The sequence below is a fragment of the Aeromonas sp. A600620 genome (genome assembly GCF_029479985.1).
Classification (GTDB): Bacteria; Pseudomonadota; Gammaproteobacteria; order Enterobacterales; family Aeromonadaceae; genus Aeromonas; species Aeromonas veronii_A.
The window spans coordinates 117,382-137,570 of record NZ_JAAKXB010000003.1; the positions used below are offsets into that span (position 1 = coordinate 117,382).

General features: G+C 60.3%; 19 protein-coding genes. 6 read left to right on the forward strand and 13 right to left on the reverse strand.

Translation table 11 applies throughout. The features are described 5' to 3' along the window. Positions 1 to 180: 180 nt before the first annotated feature. The 6 genes from G5533_RS05560 (at position 181) to G5533_RS05585 (ending at position 6,163) form a co-directional block, all read left to right on the forward strand. A complete protein-coding gene (locus G5533_RS05560) occupies positions 181 to 2,196 on the forward strand; it encodes a reprolysin-like metallopeptidase (protein WP_421255024.1) in 2,016 nt (671 codons plus the stop codon). Then, positions 2,193 to 2,516: a hypothetical protein gene (locus tag G5533_RS05565; protein ID WP_005344032.1), complete on the forward strand. Its 324-nt coding sequence runs from the start codon at positions 2,193 to 2,195 to the stop codon at positions 2,514 to 2,516. Before G5533_RS05560 ends, G5533_RS05565 begins: the two co-directional genes overlap by 4 nt. Positions 2,517 to 2,687: 171 nt before the next feature. Continuing rightward, on the forward strand, positions 2,688 to 3,326 hold the full coding sequence (pdxH, locus tag G5533_RS05570; protein WP_216979246.1) for a pyridoxamine 5'-phosphate oxidase: 639 nt from the start codon (positions 2,688 to 2,690) through the stop codon (positions 3,324 to 3,326). Between the two features lie 36 nt (positions 3,327 to 3,362). Then, positions 3,363 to 3,977, forward strand: coding sequence for a glutathione S-transferase family protein (locus tag G5533_RS05575; RefSeq protein ID WP_216979245.1), 615 nt, complete (start codon positions 3,363 to 3,365; stop codon positions 3,975 to 3,977). Continuing rightward, the gene (locus G5533_RS05580) at positions 3,977 to 5,617 is read left to right on the forward strand and encodes a GNAT family N-acetyltransferase (protein WP_441254587.1); all 1,641 of its coding nucleotides are present in this window, start codon (positions 3,977 to 3,979) and stop codon (positions 5,615 to 5,617) included. The genes G5533_RS05575 and G5533_RS05580 overlap by 1 nt, the downstream gene beginning before the upstream one ends. A gap of 6 nt (positions 5,618 to 5,623) precedes the next feature. Continuing rightward, positions 5,624 to 6,163, forward strand: coding sequence for a GNAT family N-acetyltransferase (locus tag G5533_RS05585; RefSeq protein ID WP_005344037.1), 540 nt, complete (start codon positions 5,624 to 5,626; stop codon positions 6,161 to 6,163). A gap of 96 nt (positions 6,164 to 6,259) precedes the next feature. Here the strand turns inward: G5533_RS05585 and G5533_RS05590 are convergent, their stop codons facing one another. From G5533_RS05590 to G5533_RS05650, 13 genes are all read right to left on the reverse strand, one after another. Continuing rightward, on the reverse strand, positions 6,260 to 6,673 hold the full coding sequence (locus tag G5533_RS05590; RefSeq protein ID WP_266134046.1) for a hypothetical protein: 414 nt from the start codon (positions 6,671 to 6,673) through the stop codon (positions 6,260 to 6,262). A gap of 183 nt (positions 6,674 to 6,856) precedes the next feature. Beyond that, on the reverse strand, positions 6,857 to 7,987 hold the full coding sequence (locus tag G5533_RS05595; protein ID WP_441254588.1) for a ribosomal protein uL16 3-hydroxylase: 1,131 nt from the start codon (positions 7,985 to 7,987) through the stop codon (positions 6,857 to 6,859). A gap of 165 nt (positions 7,988 to 8,152) precedes the next feature. Then, positions 8,153 to 9,523 carry an adenylosuccinate lyase gene (gene purB, locus G5533_RS05600; RefSeq protein WP_441254589.1) on the reverse strand — a complete coding sequence of 457 codons (1,371 nt, stop codon included), beginning with the start codon at positions 9,521 to 9,523 and terminating at the stop codon, positions 8,153 to 8,155. Positions 9,524 to 9,645: 122 nt separating this feature from the next. Next, on the reverse strand, positions 9,646 to 10,260 hold the full coding sequence (gene hflD / locus G5533_RS05605; RefSeq protein ID WP_129503561.1) for a high frequency lysogenization protein HflD: 615 nt from the start codon (positions 10,258 to 10,260) through the stop codon (positions 9,646 to 9,648). Between the two features lie 23 nt (positions 10,261 to 10,283). Next, positions 10,284 to 11,390 (reverse strand): tRNA 2-thiouridine(34) synthase MnmA, encoded by a 1,107-nt coding sequence (gene mnmA / locus G5533_RS05610; protein ID WP_005353619.1) that lies wholly within the window; start codon positions 11,388 to 11,390, stop codon positions 10,284 to 10,286. A gap of 150 nt (positions 11,391 to 11,540) precedes the next feature. Continuing rightward, positions 11,541 to 12,044 carry an NUDIX hydrolase gene (locus tag G5533_RS05615; RefSeq protein ID WP_421172556.1) on the reverse strand — a complete coding sequence of 168 codons (504 nt, stop codon included), beginning with the start codon at positions 12,042 to 12,044 and terminating at the stop codon, positions 11,541 to 11,543. A gap of 95 nt (positions 12,045 to 12,139) precedes the next feature. Next, entirely contained in the window at positions 12,140 to 13,015 is an 876-nt protein-coding gene (gene rluE, locus G5533_RS05620; RefSeq protein WP_441254590.1) for a 23S rRNA pseudouridine(2457) synthase RluE, read from the reverse strand. Positions 13,016 to 13,119: 104 nt separating this feature from the next. Continuing rightward, on the reverse strand, positions 13,120 to 13,887 hold the full coding sequence (locus G5533_RS05625; protein WP_421353869.1) for a PTS sugar transporter subunit IIA: 768 nt from the start codon (positions 13,885 to 13,887) through the stop codon (positions 13,120 to 13,122). Continuing rightward, complete coding sequence (locus tag G5533_RS05630) at positions 13,887 to 14,192, reverse strand: PTS fructose transporter subunit IIB (protein WP_005334611.1); 306 nt, start codon at positions 14,190 to 14,192, stop codon at positions 13,887 to 13,889. Before G5533_RS05630 ends, G5533_RS05625 begins: the two co-directional genes overlap by 1 nt. 219 nt (positions 14,193 to 14,411) lie before the next feature. Continuing rightward, entirely contained in the window at positions 14,412 to 15,818 is a 1,407-nt protein-coding gene (gene uhpT / locus G5533_RS05635) for a hexose-6-phosphate:phosphate antiporter (protein ID WP_005334609.1), read from the reverse strand. Between the two features lie 577 nt (positions 15,819 to 16,395). Continuing rightward, positions 16,396 to 18,306 (reverse strand): PTS fructose transporter subunit IIABC, encoded by a 1,911-nt coding sequence (locus G5533_RS05640; protein ID WP_441254591.1) that lies wholly within the window; start codon positions 18,304 to 18,306, stop codon positions 16,396 to 16,398. Positions 18,307 to 18,841: 535 nt separating this feature from the next. Next, positions 18,842 to 19,618, reverse strand: coding sequence for a phosphotransferase family protein (locus tag G5533_RS05645; RefSeq protein ID WP_234922378.1), 777 nt, complete (start codon positions 19,616 to 19,618; stop codon positions 18,842 to 18,844). A gap of 11 nt (positions 19,619 to 19,629) precedes the next feature. Then, a complete protein-coding gene (locus G5533_RS05650; RefSeq protein WP_319919186.1) occupies positions 19,630 to 20,145 on the reverse strand; it encodes an AAA family ATPase in 516 nt (171 codons plus the stop codon). Positions 20,146 to 20,189: the final 44 nt, after the last annotated feature.

Genomic DNA, 20,189 nt, shown 5'->3' on the forward strand with positions numbered 1-20,189 from the left:
AAGAGGGGCTGTTCTAAAATTGACAAATCCGCGCAATGATAGGGGTTAGACGGGGTTGGCGCAACACTCCCACTCGGGAATGGTGGAAAGGGTTGCTTCAGCTTTGTATTGATGTGGCCGAATAAAAATAAAGTACAGGCCGCAATTCAGGCGATTGCATTAATACAAGGACTAAAAACAATGCATGTGACGAAATACTCTAGGGTGGCCTTGCTGGTTGCCAGCATGCTGGGCTCAACCAGCCTGATGGCCAGCGAATGGAGCACGGTTGCCGCCAGAGCAACAGCTGACGAGGGTTATGAGGTACGGGCTCATCAGTTCCGGGTCGCCAAGGTGCCGCTCGACTATTTTGCCGGGTTGCAAGCGGGGGCCAGCAAGCTGACCTTGCCACTGCCTGATGGGGGGGAGGTTACCTTTGCACTGGAAGCTTACAATGTACTGCCCGCAGACCTTGCAGCCAAGTATCCTCAGATCCGCACCTTCAAGGGGTACAACCCGGCTCATCCGGTTGATACTGGACGCTTCGATCTGGGGCCGCAAGGTTTTCATGCCATGTTCAGCCATCAGGGCAAGATGGTGTTTGTCGATCCGCTGCGCAATGCCGAGGGGTATGCAATTTACTACCAGCAGGATGCCTACAGCCGACTGGAAGAAGACGCCGACAAGGTGATCGGGGCTGACGCCAAAACGTTGGCTCGCAAGGTGCAAGTGGATGGTAATGTTCGCAAACGTTACACCATCGCTATCTCGGCCGCAGGTGAGTACACCCAATATCATGGCGGCTCCCAAGTGCTGGCCCTGGCGGCCATTACTACCCTGCTCAACCGGGTCAACGAGGTGTACCAGCGAGATGTGGGGGCCGAGTTCGTGCTGGCCAGCGGCAACGATTCTGTGATTTTTACCGATCCGGTAACAGACCCTTTCTACAACGGCGATAACCCTGACTACGTGAGCGGCGTGAGCAGCATCTATGAGGCTGATGACACCAGCAAGAACGTCCTGGTACAGGGAGAAGCCTTCGCCAATGGTGAGCTGGGCGCATTCGATATCGGGCATGTGGTCAATACCGGGGGAGGTGGCCTGGCCGGGCTCGGCGTGCTGTGCACCGCGGACAAGTCGGCCGGGATGACGGGCTCCGATAAGCCGGTGGGGGATGCCTTCTTTATCGACTACGTGGCTCACGAGATCGGCCACCAGTTCGGTGCCGACCACACCTTCAACGGCACCACTGGCAGTTGCGGCGGTGGCAATCGGGAGGCGGCACAAGCCTGGGAGCCGGGCAGCGGTACTTCTATCATGGCCTATGCCGGGATCTGCGGGGACGAGAACATCCAGCCCCACAGCGATCCCTATTTTCACAGCAAATCTATCGAGCAGATGCGGGCGCACATGGCGACCGTGCCGGCCTGTGGCACCACCCTGAATCTCGTCAACAACACGCCCCAGGCGGTGGCCGGAGCCAGCTATATCATTCCCGCCAACACGCCATTCGTGCTCAAGGGGGCCGGCGCCGATTTGGACAAGGATCCCCTGACCTACACTTGGGAGCAGATTGATCTGGGCGACCCGTCCAGCAGTGCTTTTGACATGATCGATGACGGCTCCCGTCCGTTGTTCCGCTTCGTGTCGCCGACCGGCTCGCCGGAGCGGATTTTGCCGAGCTTGCCATCCCTGCTCTCGGGCTCGCTCGCCAAGGGCGAGGCATGGCCCACCACTAACCGGGATCTCAACTTCCGATTGACGGTGCGTGACGGCAAGGGCGGTGTCGCCAGCGACGACATGAAGGTCCAGGTGATCAACACTGGCAGTGCCTTCCGATTGACCGCCCCGATTGGGGTGGCATTGACGCCGGGGGCAAGCCTGGCTGTCAGCTGGGATGTGGCCGGCACCACGCTGGCGCCGATCAGCTGCAGCAAGGTAGACCTGTTCATCACCCAAAACGAGGGAACCAGCTGGAGCAATCTGGCGGTCAGCCAGCCCAACAGCGGCGCCGCCACTGTCACCCTGCCGGCGGATCTGGCCAGCTCTGCCCGCCTGAAGGTGGCCTGCAGCGACAACATCTTCTTCGCGATCAGTCCCTCCAAGCTGCCGGTTGTCCAAAGCGGCGGCAGTTCGGGCGGTAGCGGCGGCGGTGGTGCCCTCGGTCTCTGGACTCTGGCGCTGGCTCTGCTGGGTTGGCAACGGAGGCGCGGATGAGGGTTGGCTGGCTGATGCTGGTGTCCCTGCTTGGCGGCTGTCAGGCCGACGCCGATACTCTGGAGCAGGCGGTCAGCGCCAGCCTGGCAAAGCAGGATTACCGGTTGATCGTGCGGGCCGGGCGCGGCGAGGTGGCGCCCGGCATCGCGCCGGAGCAGCAGGCCTCGGCCAAGGCGCGCTGCGGTGTGCGCTACCTCGACGGTCTGGGGGATGTCATCAAGCCCGGACAGGAAGAGGCCCAGGCCAAGCTGGCGGCCTATGCGGCCGATTACAACCGGCGCATGCTGGCGCATTGTCCTGCTGTCGCTGGCAGGCAATAAGCCTGCGCGTACCAAGATCGTGCGAAGGGTATATCAAGGAGGGAGGCGTGAGCCTCCCTCTTTTTTTGCAGCAGCCATTTGCTGGTCACAAGGCTTGTACCCATGGCGTGCTCGTCGCACAATGCCAGCACGCATGGCCGCATGGGCGGCAAAGAGAGAAGGAAAATCAAGATGATGGATGTTGCTGATCTGCGTCGGGAGTATACCCGTGGCGGGCTGCACCGGGCCGATCTGCCGGCCGAGCCGCTGGCGCTTTTCGAGAAGTGGTTGGCGCAGGCTTGTGAGGCCAAACTGACCGATCCCACCGCCATGGTGGTGGCGACCGTCGATGCCGATGGTCAGCCCTGGCAGCGTACCGTGCTGCTCAAGCACTACGATGCCCAGGGGATGGTCTTTTACACCAACATGGGCAGCCGCAAGGCGCAGCAGCTGGAAGGCAATCCCCGTATCAGCCTGCTCTTTCCCTGGCATACGCTGGACAGACAGGTGCATGTGACCGGTCGGGTGGAGAAGATGAGCACCTTCGAGGTGATGAAGTATTTCCACAGCCGTCCCAAGGATAGCCAGATTGCCGCCTGGGTCTCCAAGCAGTCGACCCGCATTTCGGCGCGCGGTGTGCTGGAGGCCAAATTCCTCGAGCTCAAGCAGAAGTTTGCCAATGGCGAAGTGCCGCTGCCGAGCTTCTGGGGCGGTTTTCGGGTGCGGATCGACACGGTCGAATTCTGGCAGGGGGGTGAGCATCGCCTGCACGATCGTTTCTACTACACCCGCGATGGGGATGGCTGGCATATCGAGCGTCTGGCTCCCTGAGTGCGCTGTTCAAATCTGTTTTCACAAGGAGTGTGTATGCGTCTGTATGGTGATCTGCGTTCCGGCAACTGTTACAAGGTGTGGCTGCTGGCCCGCTGGCTGGAGCTGCCCCTTGAGTGGGTAGAGGTCGATATTCAGGCGGGGGATACCCGTACCCCTGCATTTTTGGCCATGAACCCCAACGGCAAGATCCCGGTGCTGGAGATGGGTCAGGGCGATACGCTGGCGGAATCCAATGCCATCCTCTTCTATCTGGCGCAAGGTAGCACCTTGTGGCCAACCGATCCGCGCCAGCAGGCCGAGGTGCTCAAATGGATGTTCTTCGAGCAATACAGCCACGAGCCATACATCGCGGTGGCCCGCTTCATCGTTCACTATCTCGGCCGACCCGAGTCGCAGGAGGCGCGTCTCGACGGGCTGAAAGCCGGTGGCGAGAAGGCGCTGGCGGTAATGGAGCAGCAGCTGAAACAGAGCCCCTACCTGTGTGGTGATGCGCCGACCATCGCCGATATCGCCCTTTATGCCTACACCCATGTGGCAGAGGAGGGGATCTTCTCTCTGCAGGGGTGGCCCGCTATCCGTAGCTGGATCGCCCGTATTGAAGCCCATCCCCGTCACCTGACGCTGCCCGCGGCCTGTCAGGCCAGCTGATGGAACTGCTGATCGAGGCCAGTCTGTGGCAACCGCAGTGGGCTGCGCTGTTGCCGCACTGGCAGCAGCAGGGTCATCGCTGGCAGCTGCTACTGGGCAAAGAGGCGGCCGCCGTCCTCGATCAAACCGATGCTCCCTGGGCGAGCAGTCCTCCTGACGGGGTGCTCTGCCCGGGGGCCCTGCTGGCTACTTGGCTCGATGGGGATCTGCTGGCGGATTTTCATGTTGATCCCAGCCGCCAGATCCTGATCAGTGCCTCTACCTCCCTATTGACCCTCGCCAGGGAGCAGGGACTGCTCACCCTTGGCCCTGTGGGGGCCGATCTGCCGCTCACCCCCGAGGCCGATTTGGGCGCCGTGCTCAATCGCCTGCTGGCGCGCCGCGTGACGGTGCCGACCCTGGCTGAGGGGCATCCGCTATCAGGTGTCGTATTGCGACCGCTGCAGGCCGACGATGAACGCGAGATAGTGCGCTACTGCAGCGACGAGGCGCTGGCGCGCTACACCCTCAATATTCCTCACCCCTATCCGCCGGAGGGGGCCCGCGACTGGCTGGCGCTCAATTGGCGCAAAGCGGCGCTTGGCCTTGGCTGGAGCTGGGCCATCACCTTGCCAGAGGAGCAAGGGGTGGCGCTGGTTGGAGTGATCTCCTTGCAATGGAATGGCGAGCTCGCCTGGTGGGTGGGCGTGCCCTGGCAAAATCGCGGTCTGGCGACCCGGGCCGCCAGCTTGGTCAAGGGGTTCGCCTTTGACCAACTGCAACTGCCTGCGCTGACGGCTCGCCATATGCCAGACAATTTAGCCTCCGGCCGGGTGATGGCAAAAGTGGGGATGCACTATCGCGGGCGGCGCCATATCAGCGGTCGCCAGTCGTGTGAGGTGAGCTACTGGCGGCTGGATCGCCCCCTCTCCTTGCCAGCCCCTTTACTTGATGAGATTGATCATTGGCTGGCGGATGAGCGGATCGCCGTAGTGATCCTGTGTGATCCCGCAACGACCAATCGGCAGAGTGCCAACGGAAAGCAGGCTATCTCGCTCTTTGTGGATGAGAGGGGCGCGGGGGAGGAGTCCTGCTCTATTCGCTGCCCGCCGCATCTTGAGAGGTCTCTGGAGCTGCACTGTTACCCCGTCGAACTGCTGGAGCAGGCCGAACCGGAGCAGTTGTCCCATCTTGGCGGCGTCTTGCTTAAAGACAGGGATGAACAGGGGCTGGCGTGGTTGCTGCAACTGGCCGCGCTGCAGCGTCAAGGGCCCGAGCGGCTTAGCCGCGAGGAGCGCGCATCACGGCTCCACTGGTTCAACCAATTGATGGCGCAGGCGCTGGGTGGCAACTGTGACTCGTCGCAGATACGCTATCAGCAGTTACGGCTGCTAGTGGAGCTGCCGGAGCTGGTCGACGAGCTGGATGGTTGTTGGCATCAAACGCCCGAACTGACTTTTGAGCGGTTGGCGCGGGAGGCTCCCGCCCTTTGGCTGGCCTACCGCGAGGCGATGAACAGGGTCACCCCGGCGACGCTAACCGCCTTGCAGCAGCAGTTTGCAGCTCGTTTTCCTGAGTGCACCCTCCCATTTTTGGACAAAGGTACTCAGAGTGACCAGCCGTTATGTGGAATAATGCCTGCTCTGCTGTACGAGGAGTAATACCTGATGTTGAGAACCGAGCGCCCCGGTGACATGCTGCCGGTCTATGAGCTGCTGAGTGCCGCCTTCGGTCGTTCCGATGAGGCCGAACTGGTCAACCGCCTGCGCGAATGTGGTGCTGCCGTGGTGACCATGGTCGAAGAGGAAGAGTACGAGTTCATGGGGCACCTGATGCTAAGCCCGATCACCATTAACGGCATGGAAGGGCCTTGGCTCGGTCTGGCGCCGGTCGCGGTTCATCCCGACTGGCAAGGCCAGGGGATTGGCTCGGATCTTATCCGTGAAGGGCTTGATACGGCGCTCGAGATGGACTGGAAAGGGGTGGTTGTACTCGGGGATCCGGCCTATTACAGCCGTTTCGGTTTCCGCCCGGCCAGCGAGTTTGGCCTGCACTGCATCTATGAGGTGCCTGCCGACTGCTTTATGGCGATGGAGCTACAGGAGCGCGGTTTTGCGGGTGTGCAGGGTGAGGTGCTCTATCACCCCCTGTTTGATGAACTCCCCGACGAGCTGCCGGACGCGCAGGCAGAAGTGTCCCATTTATAGCGAGACGTCGCAGCGACAAGCCATAACGAAAAAGCCCTCATCGAGGGCTTTTTCATCTTGTATTGGTCCCTGCCGGGCTTATTCGAGCAAATTGGCTCAGGCAATGATGTCGAGCTGGGTGCCCTTGCGATTATCTTCGCCCACCATGTCACCCATCTGCTGGGCGAGCGGACTCTGCTGGAATTGCATGTAGTCGCTCAGATTCTGCTGGCGCTGGTAGCGATTGGCCGCCTGATAGAGTTCCGCTGTGCTCGGGCCCGACTTGCTGTCGCTCTCCTGACCGCTGGCCTCCAGGTAGCGCTCCACCACGGCCTTATCTTGCTGGTTGGCCGTATAAGAGACCGCCAGAGTTCTGCGAGCCGTTGCTTTCTCTTCGCTCTGCGCCTGCACTTCATCCTTCTTGGCCAGTGCTTCGTTACGGGCCTGACTGACCTGCTCGGGTGTGACAGTCGGAGAGGAGGGGTATTTGCCGTAATCGGGCAGCGGCATGGGTCGGGAGGTGATTTGCATGGTGGCGCTTCTCTTTTGAACAGGGACGGACGCATGATACTCATCGATCTTAGTTCAATAAATCACCACTTGTCGGTTCATCAAGAGTGGGTTCAGTTTCGCGCATCGATTGTTAATTGAACCGTATCTGAGTGACAAAAAAGGCGCCATAAGGCGCCTTTTTGTCGTTCAGTCATCGCTGGATCAGTTGAAGAACCAGTACCCGCGGTTGACCAGACGGGTCAGCAGTTGCAGGAAACCGGCCTGATCGGCCAGCTCCACCATATCGGCTTGAGTGATGATGTCTTTGTCACACAACAGCGAAATGGCGGCCGCGTCTTCGCTCTGCAGGGTCCAGGCTTCGCCGTCGATGAAGCACTGCTGGCTTTCGCCGCTAAACCAGACGGTGCGCAGACCCGGCACCTTGATGGCTGGCTCGCCCTGGGTCAGCAGGTCGGCCACTTCCTCGGCGCTGTAGTCCGGCTCCACCGGATTGACGTCCAGATCGTGCTTGGCCTCGGAGATCATGGTGCCGAACCACTCCTTGAACAGGGTCTCGTCATCGAGGGCCTGTTGCATCAGCTCGCGCAGACGGTGCAGCTCGTGGGGCTGGATCTCGCCGTGGCGGGTGCGGGGCTTGAGGTCGGCATCGCCGTAACGCTCGGTGCGCACCTCGTTGTCTATCAGGTGATCGGCAAAGGAGGAGATAAGCGCCTTGGCATCTGGTGCGCGGAAGCCCACCGAGAAGTTCAGGGAGGGCTCGATGGCGTAGCCCTCGTGGGGGAATCCAGGCGGGATGTAGAGTATGTCGCCCGGCTCCATGATGACGTCGATGATCGCCTCGAACGGCTCGCAGTGCAGCAGGGCCGCATGGGCGGCAAACTCGTTCAAGGGCTTGGCATCGCCGACGCGCCAGTGGCGTTTGCCCTGGCCCTGGGTGATGAAGACGTCGTAGTTGTCGATGTGGGGACCGACCCCGCCGTGAGGGGTGGAGAAGCTCACCATCACATCGTCAAAACGCCAGCCCGGAATGAACTGGAACGGCACTGCCAGCTCGTTGACCTCGGGAGCCCAGTGGTTGCATGCCTGTACCAGAATGGTCCAGTTCTCTTCGCCCAGATGGTCATAGGATTCGAAGGGACCGTGGGCCGCATCCCACTTGCCGTCGAAACGGGTGACCAGACGGGACTCTACCACCTCTTCCATGGCCAGACCCGCCAGCTCGTCCGGGCTGATGGGATCCTGAAAGTCTTTGAAGCCGCCCTTGATAAGGAGTGGGCGCTTCTGCCAGTAGTGCTCGAGGAAGTGAGCGATATCCAGATTGAGTTCGTACATAGATCTTCTCGTCAAAGGGTTCGACAAAGGTCAGGAGAGGTCTTGCCACAGGCGGCTGCCGGCCTCGGGCAAGCCCTCTTGCAAACCGTGTATAGGGTGCCACATAAAATAACCGGGGCCCTGTTGCAGATCATGCACAGGGCCCCGGTAGTGTCATTTATCCGCTTATTTCAGCAGGTCAACCAGACGCTGGGCGTCACCGATGTAGTTGGCCGGGGTCAGCTTCTTCAGCTCAACCTTGACCGCTTCCGGCAGCGCCAGGGTGTCGATAAAGGTACGCATTCCTTCGGCATCGACACGGCGGCCACGGGTCAGCTCTTTGAGCTTCTCGTAGGGCTTCTCGATACCGTAGCGGCGCATCACGGTCTGGATCGGCTCGGCCAGCACTTCCCAGTTGGCATCCAAGTCGGCGGCCATGGCGGTGTCGTTGGCTTCCAGCTTGGAGATACCCTTGAGGGTGGACTGATAGGCGATAAGGGAATAGCCGATGGCAACGCCCAGATTGCGCAGTACGGTAGAGTCGGTCAGATCACGCTGCCAGCGGGAGATGGGCAGCTTGTTCGCCAGATGCTGGAACACGGCGTTGGCCAGACCCAGATTGCCTTCGGAGTTCTCGAAGTCGATGGGGTTGACCTTATGCGGCATGGTGGAGGAGCCGATTTCCCCCGCGATGGTGCGCTGCTTGAAGTGACCCAGGGAGATGTAACCCCACACATCGCGGTCGAAGTCGATCAGGATGGTGTTGAAGCGGGCCATGGCGTCGAACAGCTCGGCGATATAGTCGTGCGGCTCGATCTGGGTGGTGTAGGGGTTCCAGGTCAGACCCAGGGAGGTAACAAACTCCTCGGAGAACTGGTGCCAGTCCACATCCGGGTAGGCGCTGAGGTGGGCGTTGTAGTTGCCGACCGCACCGTTGATCTTGCCGAGGATCTCCACCGCCATGATCTGCTTGAACTGGCGCTCCAGACGGTAGGCGACGTTGGCCATCTCCTTGCCCATGGTGCTCGGGGTCGCCGGCTGGCCGTGGGTGCGGGAGAGCAGCGGCATATCGCGGTACTCGTGAGCCAGACGCTTGAGCTCGCTGATCAGCTTTTCGCAATAAGGCTTGATGACCTCTTCGCGGGCGGTTTTCAGCATCAGACCGTGGGAGTTGTTGTTGATGTCTTCCGAGGTGCAGGCGAAGTGGATGAACTCGCTGACAGCCGCCAGCTCCGGGTTCACTTCAACCTTCTCTTTGAGGAAGTACTCCACCGCTTTCACATCATGGTTGGTGGTGCGCTCGATCTGTTTGATGCGGGCGGCGTCGCTCTCGTTGAAGTTGCTGACGATGCCGTCGAGCAGGGCGTTGGCGGCCGCGCTCAGGGCAGGGACTTCCGGGATCCCGGCGTGGCTGGCCAGTTTCTGCAACCAGCGAACCTCGACTTCAACGCGAAAACGCAGCAGGCCGAATTCGGAGAAGATAGGGCGCAGGGCATCGGCCTTGTCGCCATAACGACCGTCAATCGGGGAAACAGCAGTCAGCGCGGACAGCTCCATGGGGTGAACTCCTGATGATTGGTGTGGGGGATCCGTATTCACTTGCGCGCCGGTCGGGGTGTATCAAGGCTGATGTGCGGCTGTTCACCTTGTCCTCCCTCTGCCTGCGCGCAAGCCAATGATTAGTAACGCTTGGCCAGTTCCACCATCTTCTTGCGAGCGAAGATGATCTGGGTGCGGCTGCCACCGAGCTGGCGCCACAGCACCACGGCGCGGATGCCTGCCAGCAGCAGGGCGCGCACCTTGTGCTGCACCAGCGGCTGCTGCAGGAACAGCGGGGTGCCTGCCACCTGAATGCGCGGCCCGATGGGGCTGATAAGGTCGCTGTAGATGCTCGCCATGTTGGCCAGGATCTGCTCGTCGAGCAGATCGAAGTGCTGTTGCTGGCGACCGATCTGACTGATCCGCTCACCCAGCATGTTGAGAATGTCCTTGCGCTTGGCCAGCTTGCGCTCCAGCGCAATCAGGCTCACCACATAGCGGGTCAGCTCGGCATTCTTCTGGCTGCCGTCGGCACCCAGCTGCTCGACCAGCGCACGGTAGCCGTCGCGAATGGCCAGATGGGTATTGTTGAACACCTCGAGCGGGTGGCTCGGGTTGGTCACCAGAATGCTGGAGAGGCTCTCGCGCAGGGCAGCCTCGTCACAGCTGCCGTCTCGGGCCACCTTCTGCACCAGATACGCGGCCTGGCAGATGCCGGCAAAGGCCATTGTTCTGTCTTGGAATTTATCGCTCACGTCTGCTGCCTTCTGTTAAGGATTCAAACCGGATGGCTGAAACGTTGTTCGATGATGCCGCCGCCCAGACACACTTCCCCGTCGTAGAAGACGGCGGACTGGCCCGGGGTCACCGCAGCCTGTTTCTCGTCGAAGATGACCCGGATGGTCTCGTCGTCGATGGGCTGGATCAGGCAGGGGATATCCTGCTGACGGTAGCGGGTCTTGACGGTGCAGCGACGCGGCTCGCGAATGGGAGTGCGATCCACCCAGTGCAACTGGCTGGCAATCAGGCCATCGGAGTAGAGGCGAGGATGCTCGCCCTGCGCCACCACCAGCACGTTGCGCTCGACCTCTTTGTCGACCACATACCAGGCCTCTTCGGTGGCATCCTTTCGACCACCGATACCGAGCCCCTTGCGCTGGCCCAGGGTGTGATACATCAGACCCTGATGCTCGCCGATCACCTTGCCATCCACGGTCTCGATTTTACCGGGCTGGGCGGGCAGGAACTTGGCCAGGAAGTCCTTGAACTTGCGCTCGCCGATAAAGCAGATACCGGTGGAGTCTTTCTTCTTGGCGGTGATGAGATCCAGCTGCTCGGCGATGCGGCGCACCTCGGGCTTCTCCAGATCGCCAACCGGGAACAGGCTCTGACCCACTTGCTTCTCGCTCAGGGTATAGAGGAAGTAGCTCTGATCCTTGTTGGTATCGAGACCGCGCAGCAGGCGCGGGCGGCCGGTGCTGTCGTCACGGCGCACATAGTGGCCGGTGGCGATGTAGGTGGCACCCAGCTCTTCGGCGGCAAATTCGAGGAACGCCTTGAACTTGATCTCCTTGTTGCACAGGATATCCGGGTTTGGCGTGCGGCCAGCCTTGTACTCTTCGAGGAAGTGCTCGAACACATTGTCCCAGTACTCGGCCGCGAAGTTGATAGTGTGGAGTTTCATCCCCAGCTTGTCGCAGACGGCCTTGGCATCAGCCAAATCCTGGGCGGCAGAGCAGTACTCGTCCGTGTCGTCTTCTTCCCAGTTCTTCATGAACAAGCCTTCGACCTGATAGCCCTGCTGCTGGAGCAGGTAGGCCGAGACGGAAGAATCCACGCCGCCGGACATGCCGACGATCACCTTGATTTGGCTGTTGTCTGTCATTAGTCGAAGTTACCAGTTCGTTTAAACGGGGCGTATTCTACCAGAGTTTTGCGCCCCCGGTCACATCTCCATGCCACTGTCCCCATCAGGAACCTTGCGACAGGAAATCGTTTTTCTTGTGGCGATTGCCAGCGGATGCCTGCTCTGTCCCTAGCTCTGGATAAAGGCCTTGAGTGCCGAGAGCGGCAGGCGTGTTCCCGCCAGATAATCCTCGATGCACTGCCACACCAGCGGGCTTCTCAGGGCCGGTTTGCACTCGGCGATCTCCTCCAGGGTGAGCCAGTGGCAGGCGAGGATATCGCCGTCAGGATCCTCTGGATGGTGCTGACCCGGCGCTTTTTCAAGGTCGAAGATGATGGCTGTGCGCACATAGGTGGCCTCGCTGTCGGCCGGTTTGTAGAGATAGGTGCCAAGCCAGGAGGTAGGCGTGGCGGTCAGCCCCGTCTCCTCTTTCAGCTCGCGGCAGGCGGCGGTGAGCAGATCTTCACCGGCCTCCACATGGCCGGCGGGCTGGTTGAAGCGGCGCTGGCCTTTTATCTCCTCTTCCACCACCAGAAAGCGGCCCTGCCACTGCACCAGCGCGGCAACCGTCAATCTGGCCTGCATGCGCTCATGCGGCGTTTTTTCCTGCGATGCAGAAAGGTTATCGCTCATAAGGACTCCTTGTCTCGTTACCGGTTTGGCCCCGGCCGGAGCGGGGGCTCGATTCAGCGCTGTTCTTTACTGTTCGATTGCCAGCGGGCTGCGCGTCACTTCGAGGGGTTGTTGCGGGCCGGTCGGCGCGCGGTACCACGGCCGCCGCTGCGATTGGCCGGGCGGGGGCTCGCGTCACGGCTGTCGCGCCGCTGGCCCTGACCATGCGGGCTTCGGGTCGGTTGGGAAGCGCGTGGATTGCTGCTGCCCGTGCCCTGACTGCGCGGTTTGTTGGGTGCCTGTGCCCTGCGCGGGGCTGGCGCCAACTCGGGAGCGGGCAGGGCGCGGCTCTCGCCGGGGGCCAGACCATCTAACGTCCAGTCGCCGATGGCGTAGCGAATAAGGCGCAAGGTGGGGTGGCCGATATGGGCGGTCATCCGCCGTACCTGGCGGTTGCGCCCCTCCACTATCTTGATCTCCAGCCAGCTGGTGGGGATCTCCTTGCGATCGCGGATCGGCGGATTGCGCGGCCACACCGCAGGTTCATCCATGATGCGCGCCCCGGCGGGCAGGGTCATGCCGTCATTGAGCTCCACCCCGGCGCGTAGGGCGGCCAGTTTCTCCTCGCTCGGGATGCCTTCTACCTGCACCCAGTAGGTCTTGGGGGTCTTCTCCCCCGGCTGGGTGAGGCGCGCCTGCAGCTTGCCATCGTTGGTGAGCAGCAGCAGCCCCTCGCTGTCGCGATCGAGCCGCCCTGCGGCATAGATGCCGGGCTCTTTGATGTAATCCTTGAGGGTCTCGCGGCCCGCCTCGTCGGTGAACTGGCAGAGCACCATGTAGGGCTTGTTCAGCAGGAGCAATTTGCGATCCTCTGGGGCCAGCTCCGGTTTGCGGGGGGATGCATGGCGGGGTGCGGCTGGTTTGGCCGCCGTGCGCGGGGCGTAATCGCGCGGCGCGCGGCTGACAGAGAGACGGGAGCGGGGAGATTTCATCGGATACACACTTCAGACAGACGATGGCAGCGAGTGTACCACAGGGTGCTGAGGGCAGGATGAATGGCTGGCGTTACAGCAAGCAGCGCCCAGAGCCAATTCGCCTAGCTCAGCAGGCTCTCGATCACGATAGCCTGAAGGGCGGGGGCCGAGCCCGCCAACAGCAGGGCGTGGCTGACCACATCGTCGATCATCGCCTGCGCCAGTCGGGTGAGGGGGCGCAGGGTCTCCCGTCCGCTACCAACCGGCACCGCCAGCAGAATAATGGTCTGCACCGGCCCGATTTGAGAGCCCCACTCGATGGGCTCCTTGCAATTGAGCAGGGTCAGCGCTGGCTGGCTGATCCCTTCGCTCAATACATGGGGCATGGCAAGGCCGGGGCGGATGATGGTGGCCGAGACCTGCTCGCGCCGCTCCACCGCGGCGGTCAGTGTGGCGCGGTCGGTGACCAGCTCGTCGGGCAACAGATCGATCAGATGCTCGAGGGCTTCGGCCTTGGTCAGCGATTTGGGGCTATGGGCCAGCTGGCGCAGGGCAAAATGGTAGTCGGGCAGAGCGTTGGCCAGTCGCAACTCCGCCAGCGCGGCGGTGCGCGGGCGCACCAGCGGTTGACCCAGTTCGCCGCACCAGCAGGTGAAGGCCATGTGGGCCAGCTCGGCATCGCACCCTTCAATTTGCAACTGGCAGAGATCGCCGGGCTGAGTGGCGAGGGTCAACAGGGAGAGCTGGTTGCTGGCGGCAACGGTCTGGCGCCGGGTGAGGTTGGCGCAGCGGATGGTGGATTTGAACATCCCCGCCAGCCGGTTCAACTGCTTGGCCTGGGTGATGCTCAACCCCTGCTGGCAGTAGAAGGTGATTTCGCGGGTCAGCATTAGGCCGGGATCGGCAGGGCCTTGAGTACGGCGTTGGCATCCAGCAGCACGGTTTCCAGTCTCACCTGATGGATGGTGCAGCCGAGGAAGCGCTCCTTCTGCTCAATCTCGATATCGGAGGCAATCAGCACCAGGTCGGCGCTGGCAATATCGCGGGCGGTCAGCATGTTCTCCATGCCCATGGCGCCCTGAGTCTCGACCTTGATCTTGAGTCCCAGCCCAGTGGCTGCTTTTTGCAGGGCATCGGCAGCCATATAGGTATGGGCAATACCGGTCGGGCAAGCGGTGACGGCGACGATCTTCATCTGCTCTCTGTGATGCTGACAAGGGGGAGCAACAAGATAGCGCCAGCGGGGTGCTTTTACCAAAAGCGCATATGAAAAGTGGGATCTTGATGGGGATATGCCTGCCCCTTGAACGGCAGTGCAGGCTCATGCCGGGCCAGTCGGGTATCTGGTTGCTCTAAACAACAAGGGCCACCCCTGTGGGTGGCCCTGAACAATCTGCGTCTGATGTGATGGCTATCAGGCGGTCTGGGCGGCCAGTTCGGCGGCTTTCAGTTCGCGCTTGATGCGGCGGATCTTGCGCTCTTCGGCGACCGCGACACAGCCCATCAGCACCAGACAGGCGGCGGCTGCGATATCCAGCGCCGCGAAGGTGCCGGTCCAGCCGGTCAGACCGAAGATGGGGGTGCCATCGGCGATCATGCCCAGACCCAGTTTGGCGAAGCTGTCACCAATCAGGTAAGCAAAGGTGCCCTTGACGCCATCGGCCACGCTGATGCCCTGCTTGGGGACGAAGCCCACGGCGGCCACGCCGATCAGCAACTGCGGACCAAACACCAGGAAGCCCAAGGTGAACAGGGAACCCAGGAACATAAACTGGGTGGTCGCATGCTGGTAGAGACCCAGAGTCGCGATGATGAGCGCCAGCGCCACACAGGCAACCAGACCACGACGGCCGTTGGCCAGATCGGAGAGGTAACCCCACATCAGGGTGCCGACCAGAGCGCCCACTTCGAAGAAGGTAAAGCCCTGAATAGCCACGTCTTTGGAGAAGCCCAGCTCCTGGTGTGCATAGACGGTGGACCACTGGTCGATACCGATACGCACCACGTAGAGGAAGATGTTGGCAAAGCAGAGCAGCCAGATCACCTTGTTCAGCAGCACGTACTTCACGAAGATCTGCCACTTGGTCAGCTTCTGCTCTTCGGTAGCGATATCTTCTTCGCTCGCCACTTCGTCAAACAGCTCTTCCACCTTGCCAAGACCATAGGCTTCCGGTGAATCGCTACCAAAGCGCAGGCCGATAAAGCCGACGATCAGCGCGATGATGGAGGGGAATATAAACATGCCGAGCACGTTGCCATCAAACAGGTAGTTGGCACCGAACAGCGCCACACCGGCCGCACCGGCACCGCCCACGTTGTGAGAGAGGTTCCACATACCGAGATAGGTGCCGCGCTTGTTGCGAGGGGTCCACTTGGTGATGGTGGAGTAGCTGCAGGAACCGCCACAGCTCTGGAAGAAACCGCTCAGGGCATAGAAGAAGATCATGAAGTAGAGGCTAAAACCTGTGCCGCCCATGCTGGCACTGAAGCCCAGCATGCAGAGCGCGGAGAGGATCAGCATCAGCGGCAGGAACTGCTTGGTGTTCTTGCCATCGGCGTAGTAGGAGACGATGGTCTTGCCCACCCCGTAGGTGATGGAGAAGCCAAGGCCGATCATGCCAAGCTCGGTCATGGAGAGACCGTACTCCTGGATCATGTCATTTTGCGCAATGTTGAAGTTCTTGCGGATCAGATACATGGTCAAATAGCCAATAAATACAACCAGATAAGATTGCATAAACGGCTTGAACCAGAGCTTGCGCCGGGCTTCGACCGGCAGGTCGAGGGTGGGGACCCGGACCTGTTGGAGCAATTTCAACATCTTCGTTCATCCTCTGCGAGATAGACGGTATTTCCGCCGCGCCCCTCATTTGTAGATAGGTTGTTCGAGGTCACGCCACGGAAGGGGGAACGGAACGTCGGGGCTGTCAGCCGTTGCTGCGCTCGACGCTCCATCCATATAAACCCGGGCCCGGCACGGGATGACGGGGCGCATTGCCCGTCGCGGTGCGGGTCACGACATCAGGTGGGGTGACTCTAATAAGAGGGGCAAAAAATGGCTTGAGAGCCATCCCTAGTGGGGCTAGGAAATTTTCCTAGTTTTTGCGCTTTCGCGGACAAAGCGTGAGAAACATCACACCGCTGACGCCGGATTGCTGCCATTTCAGCCAGTTTGGCGCGCTGTGTGAGTGTTGGGTTGAGGAGGGGAGAGGCCAGAAGGGAGCCAGGGAAAGGCAAGGAGAGAGGTGAAGGGAGAGACGAGGACGAGTGCTTGTTGACCACCATTTCTCGGGGGCGATATTGGGAAATACGGCTCGCCAGCTATCCCCAAAAAACAAGAGGCCACCCCGTGGGGTGGCCTCTTTTATGCTCGACGAGCCGCGATGGCGAGGGGGGACTCAGGCCACCTTGGCCAGGGTCACCTCGTCACTCTTTTTGACTCGCAGCTTTTTCAGGGCAACCGCGACCACGCCGGTGACGATGGCGCCGCAGATCATGCAGAGCAGGGCCAGCAGCGGCTTGTTGACGGCGCCCAGCAGGGCCACGATGGGGCCACCGTGGGCAACGCTGTTGGTGATGCCGAACAGGAAGGCCATCACGGCGGCGGTCATGCTGCCCAGAATGTTGGCCGGGATAACGGCCAGCGGGTCACGGGCGGCGAACGGAATCGCCCCTTCGGAGATTCCCACCAGACCCATGGCACCGGCGGCTTTGCCCGCTTCGATTTCAGAGGCATCGAAGATACCGAGCTTGCGACCGAGCACGGTCGCCAGCGACATGCCAAGAGGGGCAGCCGGGATGGCGCAGGCCATGGCACCCATAAACTGGGTCTGACCGGAGGCAATCATGCCCACCGAGAACAGGAAGGCCACCTTGTTGACCGGGCCACCCATATCAAAACCAGCCATACCACCCAGCACGATACCCAGCAGCACCAGACTGCCACCGCTCATGGAGAGCAGCATGGCGTTCAGGCCAGTCATCATGTCGGCAATCGGGGCGCCGATGATGAAGATAAAGACCGCAGCGATAAAGAGCGACCCGATGATGGGGGCGATCAGGATCGGCACTAGCGGTTGCACCATCTTGTGGTACTGACGGGTGGCAATCCAGCGCACCAGATAACCGACCAACAGGCCCGCGATGATGGCACCGATAAAGCCGGTCCCGGCATCAGCGCCGTAGAAGCTGCCGTTGTTGGCGATCCAGCCGCCGATAAAGCCCGGCGCCAGTGCCGGACGGTCACCGATGGCGTAGGCGATATAGCCCGCCAGAATGGGGATCATCAGGGTGAAGGCGGCCACGCCCACGTTGAGGATCTGGTTCCACATGCTCCCTTCCGGGATCTGCATGCCGCTCGGGGTCGGGTTACCGCCGATGGCCAGTGACAGGGCGATAAGCAGACCACCGGTCACCACGAACGGGATCATGTGCGATACGCCGTTCATCAGGTAGCGATAGAGAGCCGAGCTGCCGCCGCTGGCGCGCTTCTCGTCACCCTTCTTCTCATCCTTGTCCGCCACATAGGCGGGGGCTTTCAGCGCCTGCTCAATCAGACCCTTGCCATCCTTGATGGGGGCTTTTACGCCGGTCTTGATGAGCGGCTTGCCAGCGAAGCGGGCCATGTCCACCTGCTTGTCACAGGCGACCACGATGGCGGTGGCGCGGGCAATCTCGTCTGCGGTCGGGCTGTTCTTGACACCGATGGAGCCGTTGGTCTCCACCTTCACCTCATAACCCAGCTCCTTGGCGGCGCGCTCCAGCGACTCGGCCGCCAGATAGGTGTGGGCGATACCGGCCGGGCAGCCGGTGACACCGATAATAAAGCCTTTGCTGGTGGTCGGGGCCGCGCTCTGCTCCTCTTTCTTGGTCAGCAGCAGCGCCAGCGCATCGGCCGGGGTTTTTGCCGCCAGCAGTTTGGCGATAAAGCCCTCTTCGATCAGCTTGCCGGAGAGCTCGGCCAGCACTTCGATATGGTGGTTGGCGCCGCCATCGGGGGAGGCGATCATAAAGAAAATGTGGGACGGCTTGCCATCTTCGGCGCCGTACTCGATGCCGTTGCGGCTGATGCCGATGGCGACCGCCGGATTGCATACCGCCGCACTCTTGGCGTGGGGCAGGGCCACGCCCTCTTCAAAGCCGGTGTTACCCAGCTCTTCGCGGGCCCACAGATCCTTGATAAAGGCCTGCTCGTTGCTGACTTTGCCTTGCGACGCCAGCAGGCGGGCCATTTCGGTGAAGACCTCTTCCTTACGCGTCGCTTTCAAATCGAGGTTGATCAGATGTTCATTGATCAAGGTGGTGATCATGGCGCTCTCCCCGCTTCCGGTGACGGAAGCTATGCGTGAGTACGTATCGACGTACTGGATAAAAATGACCTGTTCATTATCGTGGCTCGCTCGCCCCATCCCTATCGGACAAATGTGCTAATCACTGGATTTTTGTGCGCAGTAAAACGCGATGTGATGAAGATCCCGTTTTCAGGCAGGACTCACCATTTTCAGGTTATTGCTAATTTTGTCTTTAAAAACAAATAAATGGATTGTGGTTGGTCTCGTAGCCAGGTTTGTAATGTGTCATGTCAATAAATTAATCACCAGCAGGGTCTGGATTTATATGTGGTTTTAAGGCGTTATCAGATGTGACCCTTCTCACAAAAAGTCGCCATTTCGTCGGGCGGATTAGGATTTTTATGCGCCTGATGGCGGAGGCCAATCGCATTGGCTGGGCGAGCGCAGAGGGGCGTTGTTTGGGAAGAAAGTGTGGTGGCAAGAGAGGGATGGCCGAAAAGAGAGAGGTGATAACACGAACGTTCGAATACGCTGCGCTATTCGAACCTGCGGATTACACCATATGCGCCACCGACCCCAGCCAGTTGGGAACTTGTTGCCGATACCACTCCAGATATTGCTGTGCCTGCGGCTTCTCTCTTCTGGTCAGCAGATTGGTGACCTCAATAATCAGCCAGCACTTGGCCATGACGAGATGGCGGAGCAACCGGTCGCCAGAGAGCAGCGAACTGTGGCGCAGATAGCGTTCAATGATGGTTTCATATTCAGCCAGCGAACCCATCCGCGGCACCAGCGGGGCCAGATCGATGGCCGGACTACCATAACCAAATCGCTCCCAGTCAAACAACACCAGCTCACCATTGTCGCGGGTGCCCCAGTTTCCCTCGTTGCTATCTCCCGAAATCAGGTATGACTCCTCGAATAGTTCGTGGCCGACTTGCTGGATATGGCGGATCTTCTCGTTTACCGCTTCCGGCAGGCAGAGTACAGAGAGCGCCTCGTTGGTGTCGGCGAGCGACCAGCCGTGAGTTTTCACCGCAAAGTCGGGCTGATAGTTGGCGTTATGCAGGCAGGCCAGCTGAGCAAAGGTCTGTTCGTTGTGGTGCAGCTGCGTGAGCGTGACCGGATGAGGGATCTGCTCAAGGAACAGGGTCTCCCCTTCGACCTTGAGCAGGGAAGGAGTGTTGAGCCCGCTCAAATGCAGTGCGGCGCGTTGGTAGAAATGGCGCTCGACAGGCGATGCGCAGCTTTTTCTGATACAGGGCTTGCCATCCAGCAGCTGGATATTGACCGAAGCGCCCCCCATTTTCGCCAACTCCTGTTGCGTCATCCTCTACCCCGTTAGCTATGAGTGGTCAGGTGCGTGAGATAGCTATTTACTTCTGCCCGAGTCGTGAAACGGTGCTTGTCGTTTGGGAATCGATCAAACAGCTCGCGATGGAATTGGCGGGAGCTTTTACCGGCTCGCTGCCCATATTCCGATGCCCACACCAGCAGTTGTTGAAAGCTCTTTTCGGCTGCCACTGCATCCCGTTGCCTGGCACTTTGTGATCCACGCGATAGCAGTGAATCACGGCATACTGACCAGTCGAGATCCAGAAAGAGAAGGGTATCAGCGGCATCAAGCAGTTGCTCGGCCAGGGCACCAAATACCCCTTCGACCACCCATGATGGCTCTTGAGCAAGTGTTTGAATGGCATGATCAATCTCATGCTGGGGCCGTTTTTGGTTAAAGCCGCCCGGCTGCCAGACAATGGTGTCCAGATTGACCTCGCGGATAGTTAACCCCTCAGCCAATCGAGCTGCCAACCAGCTCTTGCCCGATCCCGAGTTACCAATAATCAGAATGCGTTTCATCTATGAGTGCTCTTTTCTGGAACAGATATCTGGAGGCTGGAAAG

Excerpts from the sequence above, each read along its gene's own strand:
- mnmA (WP_005353619.1), bottom strand. The coding sequence starts at position 11,390 with ATGACAGACAACAGCCAAATCAAGGTGATCGTCGGCATGTCCGGCGGC.
- G5533_RS05560 (WP_421255024.1), top strand. The coding sequence starts at position 181 with ATGCATGTGACGAAATACTCTAGGGTGGCCTTGCTGGTTGCCAGCATG.
- G5533_RS05585 (WP_005344037.1), top strand. The coding sequence starts at position 5,624 with ATGTTGAGAACCGAGCGCCCCGGTGACATGCTGCCGGTCTATGAGCTG.
- G5533_RS05575 (WP_216979245.1), top strand. The coding sequence starts at position 3,363 with ATGCGTCTGTATGGTGATCTGCGTTCCGGCAACTGTTACAAGGTGTGG.
- G5533_RS05640 (WP_441254591.1), bottom strand. The coding sequence starts at position 18,306 with ATGATCACCACCTTGATCAATGAACATCTGATCAACCTCGATTTGAAA.
- G5533_RS05630 (WP_005334611.1), bottom strand. The coding sequence starts at position 14,192 with ATGAAGATCGTCGCCGTCACCGCTTGCCCGACCGGTATTGCCCATACC.
- G5533_RS05650 (WP_319919186.1), bottom strand. The coding sequence starts at position 20,145 with ATGAAACGCATTCTGATTATTGGTAACTCGGGATCGGGCAAGAGCTGG.
- rluE (WP_441254590.1), bottom strand. The coding sequence starts at position 13,015 with ATGAAATCTCCCCGCTCCCGTCTCTCTGTCAGCCGCGCGCCGCGCGAT.
- purB (WP_441254589.1), bottom strand. The coding sequence starts at position 9,523 with ATGGAGCTGTCCGCGCTGACTGCTGTTTCCCCGATTGACGGTCGTTAT.
- pdxH (WP_216979246.1), top strand. The coding sequence starts at position 2,688 with ATGATGGATGTTGCTGATCTGCGTCGGGAGTATACCCGTGGCGGGCTG.
- G5533_RS05595 (WP_441254588.1), bottom strand. The coding sequence starts at position 7,987 with ATGTACGAACTCAATCTGGATATCGCTCACTTCCTCGAGCACTACTGG.
- G5533_RS05625 (WP_421353869.1), bottom strand. The coding sequence starts at position 13,887 with ATGCTGACCCGCGAAATCACCTTCTACTGCCAGCAGGGGTTGAGCATC.
- uhpT (WP_005334609.1), bottom strand. The coding sequence starts at position 15,818 with ATGTTGAAATTGCTCCAACAGGTCCGGGTCCCCACCCTCGACCTGCCG.
- G5533_RS05615 (WP_421172556.1), bottom strand. The coding sequence starts at position 12,044 with ATGAGCGATAACCTTTCTGCATCGCAGGAAAAAACGCCGCATGAGCGC.
- G5533_RS05580 (WP_441254587.1), top strand. The coding sequence starts at position 3,977 with ATGGAACTGCTGATCGAGGCCAGTCTGTGGCAACCGCAGTGGGCTGCG.
- G5533_RS05645 (WP_234922378.1), bottom strand. The coding sequence starts at position 19,618 with ATGACGCAACAGGAGTTGGCGAAAATGGGGGGCGCTTCGGTCAATATC.
- G5533_RS05590 (WP_266134046.1), bottom strand. The coding sequence starts at position 6,673 with ATGCAAATCACCTCCCGACCCATGCCGCTGCCCGATTACGGCAAATAC.
- G5533_RS05565 (WP_005344032.1), top strand. The coding sequence starts at position 2,193 with ATGAGGGTTGGCTGGCTGATGCTGGTGTCCCTGCTTGGCGGCTGTCAG.